Source organism: Streptomyces sp. NPDC058751 (genome assembly GCF_042746485.1).
Classification (GTDB): domain Bacteria; phylum Actinomycetota; class Actinomycetes; order Streptomycetales; family Streptomycetaceae; genus Streptomyces.
The window spans coordinates 118062-124550 of sequence record NZ_JBHYPZ010000028.1; the positions used below are offsets into that span (position 1 = coordinate 118062).

7 protein-coding genes and 3 pseudogenes are annotated in these 6489 nt (G+C 66.9%); 4 read left to right on the plus strand and 6 right to left on the minus strand.

Annotation, left to right across the window (positions count from 1 at the left end; genetic code table 11):
• Positions 1 to 78: 78 nt before the first annotated feature.
• Both ACFW6B_RS25260 and ACFW6B_RS25265 read right to left on the minus strand, forming a co-directional pair.
• Positions 79 to 488: pseudogene (locus ACFW6B_RS25260) on the minus strand (NAD(P)H-dependent glycerol-3-phosphate dehydrogenase); the annotation flags it as partial.
• Between the two features lie 45 nt (positions 489 to 533).
• Positions 534 to 596 (minus strand): annotated as a pseudogene (locus ACFW6B_RS25265) (hypothetical protein); the annotation flags it as partial.
• Between the two features lie 179 nt (positions 597 to 775).
• On the opposite strand from ACFW6B_RS25265, the gene ACFW6B_RS25270 reads away from it, so the two are divergent.
• Complete coding sequence (locus tag ACFW6B_RS25270; protein ID WP_386599032.1) at positions 776 to 1192, plus strand: hypothetical protein; 417 nt, start codon at positions 776 to 778, stop codon at positions 1190 to 1192.
• A 498-nt stretch (positions 1193 to 1690) separates the two neighbouring features.
• On the opposite strand, the gene ACFW6B_RS25275 is transcribed toward ACFW6B_RS25270, so the two are convergent.
• The 3 genes from ACFW6B_RS25275 to ACFW6B_RS25285 form a co-directional block, all read right to left on the minus strand.
• On the minus strand, positions 1691 to 2089 hold the full coding sequence (locus ACFW6B_RS25275; RefSeq protein ID WP_386599010.1) for a hypothetical protein: 399 nt from the start codon (positions 2087 to 2089) through the stop codon (positions 1691 to 1693).
• On the minus strand, positions 2089 to 2361 hold the full coding sequence (locus ACFW6B_RS25280) for a hypothetical protein (RefSeq protein WP_355991140.1): 273 nt from the start codon (positions 2359 to 2361) through the stop codon (positions 2089 to 2091). Before ACFW6B_RS25280 ends, ACFW6B_RS25275 begins: the two co-directional genes overlap by 1 nt.
• Before the next feature lie 166 nt (positions 2362 to 2527).
• Positions 2528 to 2836: a hypothetical protein gene (locus ACFW6B_RS25285; protein WP_386599013.1), complete on the minus strand. Its 309-nt coding sequence runs from the start codon at positions 2834 to 2836 to the stop codon at positions 2528 to 2530.
• A 423-nt stretch (positions 2837 to 3259) separates the two neighbouring features.
• Here ACFW6B_RS25285 and ACFW6B_RS25290 point away from each other — a divergent pair, with 423 nt between their 5' ends.
• Positions 3260 to 3802, plus strand: a complete 543-nt coding sequence (locus ACFW6B_RS25290) for a hypothetical protein (protein ID WP_386599015.1) — start codon at positions 3260 to 3262, stop codon at positions 3800 to 3802.
• Positions 3803 to 3824: 22 nt separating this feature from the next.
• On the plus strand, positions 3825 to 4208 hold the full coding sequence (locus ACFW6B_RS25295) for an IS5 family transposase (protein WP_386599016.1): 384 nt from the start codon (positions 3825 to 3827) through the stop codon (positions 4206 to 4208).
• Here ACFW6B_RS25295 and ACFW6B_RS25300 read toward each other — a convergent pair.
• On the minus strand, positions 4198 to 5442 hold the full coding sequence (locus tag ACFW6B_RS25300) for an IS110 family transposase (protein WP_386599034.1): 1245 nt from the start codon (positions 5440 to 5442) through the stop codon (positions 4198 to 4200). The two genes, ACFW6B_RS25295 and ACFW6B_RS25300, sit on opposite strands and share 11 nt — an antisense overlap.
• A gap of 174 nt (positions 5443 to 5616) precedes the next feature.
• Here ACFW6B_RS25300 and ACFW6B_RS25305 point away from each other — a divergent pair.
• Positions 5617 to 6129: pseudogene (locus ACFW6B_RS25305) on the plus strand (IS5 family transposase); the annotation flags it as partial.
• Positions 6130 to 6489 lie beyond the last annotated feature (360 nt).

The following is a 6489-nucleotide window of genomic DNA, read 5'->3' on the forward strand; positions in this document are numbered from 1 at the left end:
GACTGTGAGGAGACAGGACGGCGAGCCATGGCCCGTCCCATGAATCCTGGCCGCGTCTCACCGGCTCAACTGCCCGGCTCAGGCTGTGTACTGCTCGGGCTTCGGCACCCGGGACAGCAGCATCGTCGCGGCGCCGGCAACAGTGGCCATGCCGTCGATCACCGCCGCGACGACCTCGGTGATCGGCATCTCGACCCCGTGGGCCCGGGCCAGGTCCAGGACGGCCCGGCACGACTTCCCCCCTCGGCTGTCTGCCCCGTCGCCGCCGTGGCTTCCTCCGCGCTCATTCCCTGCCCGAGGTGCTCGCCGAACGTGCGGTTGCGGGACAGGGGCGAGGAGCAGGTGGCGATGAGGTCACCGGCCCCGGCGAGGCCGGAGAACGTCAGTGGGTCGGCGTCCATCGCCCGGCCCAGCCGCGCGGTCTCCGCGAGGCCGCGGGTGACGAGCAGGGCGGGGGAGTTGCCGCCCATGCCCAGACCTCCGGCGAGGTCTGCAAGCACGCGGCTGGTCTTGGCGAAGCGGACGTGAGCGCCCTGGCGGACGGCGAGGTGGCCCAGGGCCTGCGCAATGTGCGTCTTGCCGACGCCGACTGTTATCGGCGGTTGAGTGCTTCACTCCGGGTGTTTGCCCAGCTTGGGACGGGGATCAGATAGCAGCAACAGCGAGCTATGGCGTCATGCCGACTCGGCCGTAGGATCGCGGCATGCCTGCCGACGAACGCGTGACCCGGTCCTCCTTTTCTGACCGCCTCCAGCGGATCTCTGCTCCCCGGCCGCTGTCACTCCTGCCGGCCCGGATCTGGTCAGACGAGGAATGGGAGCGCATTCAGCTGGGCTACTGCTCCCGGGACATGGACGAGAAGTGGGACGTCTTCGCCGAGGGGAACGTCGTGTTCTTGCACCGGAGCTGGACGGGCCATGGGTTCGTCGAGGCCACCTTTGCTCCGGTAGATGACGGTGGCTGGCAGGTTGCCCGGGCCGTGGTGGAACGTGATCAGGACCGCTATCGGGGCAAGGGCGACGAGTACGACTGCCTGATGCTGGAACTGGTGCTCAGCGCGATCGTGCTCGGCGAGCCAGCGCAGGAACTCCGCTCGAAACTTGTGGAGTTGACCCGGAAGGCGGCGGGTGCTGCAGACGTTCCCGCTGGGATTGTGCAGCACAGCGCCTTGGGCCTGCGCTCGGGCTCGTAGTTCCCGCCCGCCGGTCAGGTGGGCTGGATGCCGGAGCAGTCCCGTCGAACGAGTTCGCGCCGGAGGTCGAGGTTCTCGGCGCGGGAGATGGCGGACTCGCGGCTGATCATCCCGACAGCATCAGGCACCCCATCCAGACCCACCACCGAATTTCAGCGTTCCCCGTACCCAGCGCCCCGGCTGCCCCCTGATCTCGCCGCCTGGATCGATGTAGAGCAGCTGGAAAGTCGTCTTGAAGCTGTAGTCATCCCAGTTGTCGCGGACCAGGAAGGCCTGCCCCGGCACGGGGGAGACGGGCTGCCTGCGGGCAGGTAAGACAGTGCACTGCACAGTTCCCCCGGAGAACACCTCGGCCTACGGCCGGCACATCAGACAGACAACGCAACCGCCCTGTCCGAGCGGCGCTCCTCTGGCTGAAGAGTGCCGGGCCTTGCGCACTCAAGGGGTCAGGTCCGCGGCGGCGCGGGCGGGCTGGAGAAAGCGTCCAAACGCCCACTGCTATTGGCCGGGGTGGACGGCCTGGACGCCGGTGCCCGCGTACGCCTTGGGTGTCAGTGTGAGCAGGAACCGCCCTGCCGGGTGGGCGGCGGAGGGCCGGGCGGCGTGGATGGCGTGGACGGCGGCCCAGGAGTGGCCGAAGCGCAGCAGTTCGGTCGCGGTGACCGCGGCGTCGGTGTCGAACGCCTCGATCCGGATGAACCGCAGTCCCTTGATGTAGCCGAGCAGCCCGGGCCGCTCCGTGTCGCCGGCCGTCAGCGACAGCACCGGCGCATACAGATCACCGAGCCCGCCGGAAGCCTGGACGTAGAACGCGGCGACCGCCTCGTTGAACGGATCTTTCGGGTCGTACAACGCCGCGGCGGCGGTGTGGTCCAAAACGACCGCGATCGCCGCCACTACGCGGCCGCCCGCGGTCCGTGCTGAGAGGCACCAAGACGCTCCAGCAGAGCCCGGGCCTTCGCCTCGGCCTCCGGACTCGGCGCGCTGCCAAGAGCGGAGGCAAGTTCGGCGCGGGCCAGCTCGGCACGCTCGGCGTACTCGGCCTGCGTCGGCGTGCTCTGCGCCAGCTCCTCGACCAGGCTGCGGATAGTCGTGCCATGCTCGGCCGCCAACCGCGCCAGCCGGTCCCGCGCCGCCGCGCTCACCTTGATGCTCGTCTCGTCCGCCATGCCCCGACTCTACCGCGTTCCTCTACCAGCGGTAGAGGAACACTGGATGCCGCTCCCCCTCTTCTGTGACTGAGCACTACATCTGGCCCGGATGGACAGCACCGATGCTCAGAATCGGCCCGATGCCGACTCACGATTCGCTGTGACTGGCGGACGCAGCGCTCTTTCAGTATCCCCAGACGGCGTAGATGATGACGTTCTCGCCGTTGTCCCTGGCTCCGATGCACACGTCACGCCAGTCGAGCAGCCAGCCGCTGGAGCGGCAGCTCTCCTGCTGGAGGCCCAGTTCGCGGATGATCTCCGGGCGGGACAGGCCGTTCTCGCTGGTGACCGTCGCGGCGCGCCAGCAGCCGCCGGAACCGCAACTGGTGCCTTCGTCGACCATGGTGATGCCTGGCGGCAATGGGGGGAGGGCCTTGGACGACGGGGCGTCCGAGCCTTCGCTGAGCATCAGGGCGTACAGGAGGCCGACCACGAGGGTGAGGGCGAACTGCGTCCCCAGGAAGCCGATCGCTCCGTTGCGGCGGGGGATCCATTCCGGGGGAGGAAAGTCCTCGTGCCGTCCTTCCAGTCCCGCGCCGCAGGCGATGAGCAGGGGCGCTAGGGGCTGTCTTCAATGAGGCCAAGGCATCCAGCGTGGATGGCTCGCGGGAAAGCAGATGACAGCGTCCGGCCTCTGGTCGACCATTGTTCCGTGACCCCTGACCTGCACAGCTTCGCCCTCAGTGTTGTTGTCCCCGACCAGGTGACCCGTGGAAGCGCAGTGGAAGTACGCCCCCAACTTGGAGGGCGAGACGTAGTGGCTGAGGTATTCGACGAAGGGCCGGGCGAAGACCCTCACTACCTCCTCTTCCCTGATGGGCCACTTCATGCTCATGCCTCCCCGCGCGAGGTTCGCTTGGCGGAGGCAACGTGCACTGAAGGGTGCTGCGGTGCTCTGTATGTCACGATCCGTCGCGATGGCGAACAGGTAGTTTGGGGTGCATGGCGCAACCCCGATGAAGATGAGATCGACCTGCCAGAGTTCAGGTTCGACGCTCAGCAATACCAAGCAGAGGTGGAGCGCGCAACGCTGGACCGCTCTTGGGAATGGCCGGCCAGGACTGTTGCCCGCCTCCTTGAAGAGGAGCTTCGTCAGTGCACCGCCTGGTTGGAGCGCTGGGGGTGTGAACTTGGCAGCGTGTCTGCCTGGCTCTGGGAGCCGGATCAGATCAATCTCTTCCTATTCCATCCTGGCCGAGCCGCCATCAAGGATGGCCGTCCTTGGCTCCAGTTCCGGATGACCTTGGACATCTCTAGTGAGGACCCGGCCGACCAGGCCGATCGATTGGTGGAGGAACTCACGGCGTTTGACCCACGCATGGCCGCTGATGTCTGCGGCGGCTCGCCGGAGTTCGCCCGCCAGCTCGGCTATCCCTGGCCGCAACGGCACAGGACGTGACCCTAGGGTCTGATCTTGGCTGGTGGATCATGGTCTGGTGATACGTCGCCATGAACTGTCGGATGCCGAGTGGGAGTTCGTGCGGCCGTTGCTGCCGCATGCGGCCTCGGGGCGGAAGCGGCTGGACGACCGGATGGTCCTGAACGGGATCGTGTGGAAGTTCCGGACCGGTTCGGCCTGGCGGGATGTGCCCGATCGGTATGGATCCTGGGCCACGCTCCATACCCGGTTCCGCCGGTGGGCGGCCAACGGTACCTTCGAGCGGATGCTGCGGGCCGCCCAGGCAAAGGCGGATGCGGCCGGAGCTGTGGACTGGATGGTGTCGGTCGATTCCACCATCGTGCGGGCCCACCAGCACGCCGCCGGGGCCCAAAAAAGTGCCCCTATGGTTTTCGTCAAGCCGTGACTGTAGTGGGTGGCTGGTAGAAGGTGCCGTCACGGAGCATGGCGAAGAGGACGTCGATGCGGCGGCGGGCGAGGCAGACGAGGGCTGCGACGTGGTGTTTTCCCTCGCGTCGTTTCCTGTCGTAGTAGGCGCGTGAGTCCGGCTGCGAGAGGGAGGCGAACGCGGCGAGGTAGAAGGCGCGTTTGAGCTGCCGGTTGCCTCGCCTGGAAGGGTGTTCACTACGGATGGACGAACCGGATCTGCGGGTGGCGGGTGCGAGGCCTGCGTAGGCGGCCAGATGCCCGGCGGTGGCGAAACCGCTGCCGTCACCGACGTCGACGAGGATGCGGGCCGCGGTCCTGACCCCGATGCCGGGCATCGAGATCAGGACCTGGGAAAGAGGGTGGGCCTCCAGCAGTTCCTCGATCCTGCCGGCCAGGAGCTTGCGCTGATCCAGTACTGCGGCCAGCGATCCGGCCAGGCTGGGAATGATCAGTGCTGCGGCCTCGGTGCCGGGAACGATGACGGTCTGCTCGTCCAGGGCGATGAAGAGGTCCTCAACGAGACGTTCGGCCATGCGCGGCGCTTTGGGCCGCAGCATCGTTATCAGGCGCCGTCTGCCGGCCTTCCGCAACTGAGAGGGCGATCCGTAACGTTCCAGCAGGAACAGGACCGCCGGATGATCCAGACGAGGGCCCAGCACTCTCTCGAGCGAGGGATGAATCTGGGTGAGGAGGCCACGCATGCGGTTCTTGACCCGGGTCACCTCGCTGGCCAGGTCGTCGTCGAAACCAATGATCATGTTCAGCTCGGCGACCGTTTCGTCATCCGGAGCCAGGTCGCGCAAGGTATGCGGCATCGTCCGGGCGGCATCCGCGATGATCGCCGCGTCACGAGCGTCGGTCTTCGACTCACCTGGATACAGATCGGCGATCCGCCGCATTGTCAGCCCGGGAAGATAGGCCACGCGGCAGCCCGCGTCGCGGGCAACGGCCAGCGGCAGAGCCCCGATCGAGGCCGGCTGGTCCACTACCACCAGCACGGTTTTGTGCCTGGCCTGCAGCTTCGTAAACAATTCCCGCAACCGCGGTTCACTGTTCGGCAGCGGTTTGTCGAACACTCTCTTGCCCGCCGGGGTGATGGCCGTGCCGTGATGCTCACCCTTGCCGACGTCCAGGCCGAGGTAGACATCGATCTCGCCCTCGTGGTGCACAAGCCCTCCCCAGCAGACCCTTCCCAGCCTCCGCTGCGGCATCAGCGTGCCGGCATCCACGTTACGAAGGCCTGCTTCACCTCGACGAGCAGGTGAGCGGTCATGCCCCTGATCAGCGGTCTGCCAATGCCTCCCGGCCCGGTGACACCACTTTTTCGACCATGATCGACAAGGGGCTCAAGTCATACCGGACCCGGAGACCGGGAACCCCGTTGCGGGGCCACGAAAAAGGTAACGGGGCTCCGCAAGCCGGGGCTCGGGCGGTCCCGGGGCGGCCTGACCAGCAAGATCCACCTCGCCTGCGACGGCCTGGGCCGCCCGCTGGCCCTGGTCGTCACCGGCGGCAACACCAACGACTGCACCCAGTTCACCGCCGTCATGGAAGCGATCCGGGTGCCCCGGATCGGACCAGGCCGGCCCCGGACCAGGCCCTCGTACGTCATCGGCGACAAAGGCTACAGTTCCAGGGCCATCCGCACCTGGCTGCGAGAGCGCGGCATCACGCACACGATCCCCGAACGGGCCGACCAGATTCGCAACCGGCTTCGCCGCGGACGCCGCGGCGGACGTCCCTCGGCCTTCGACAAGGCCGTCTACAAGCGCCGCAACGTCGTGGAACGCTGTTTCAACCGCCTCAAGCAATGGCGTGGCATCGCCACCCGCTACGACAAGACCGCCCAGTCCTTCGAGGCTGCTGTCGCACTGGCATCACTGCTGATGTGGACGTGACATTTGACGACACGCTCTAGCGGTAGGCTTCTTCATCGCCGCGGGCGCGGCCTTCGCCGTCTCGGTCGCGCATCTCTGCGTACTCCGGGCCCTGGTGCGCCGTCGGCTGACCCGGTGGGAGTGCGACTGGGTGCGGACGGAACCGGAGTGGACCCGGCGGACGGTCTGAGGGGAGCCGTACGCCAAAGCCTTCGCGGGTACCGCATGCCAAGGCCCTTGTGGGAGAGGGAGCGCGCGTACGGAAGGCGGCACACGTGAGGCCTCCTGAGAGGACGTCCTGTTTGTTTGGGGGATAGTTCACGGATTGTGCCAGGTTATGGGTGTTTCGCCGGTTACTCGTCTCGCGAGGTTCGAGATCAT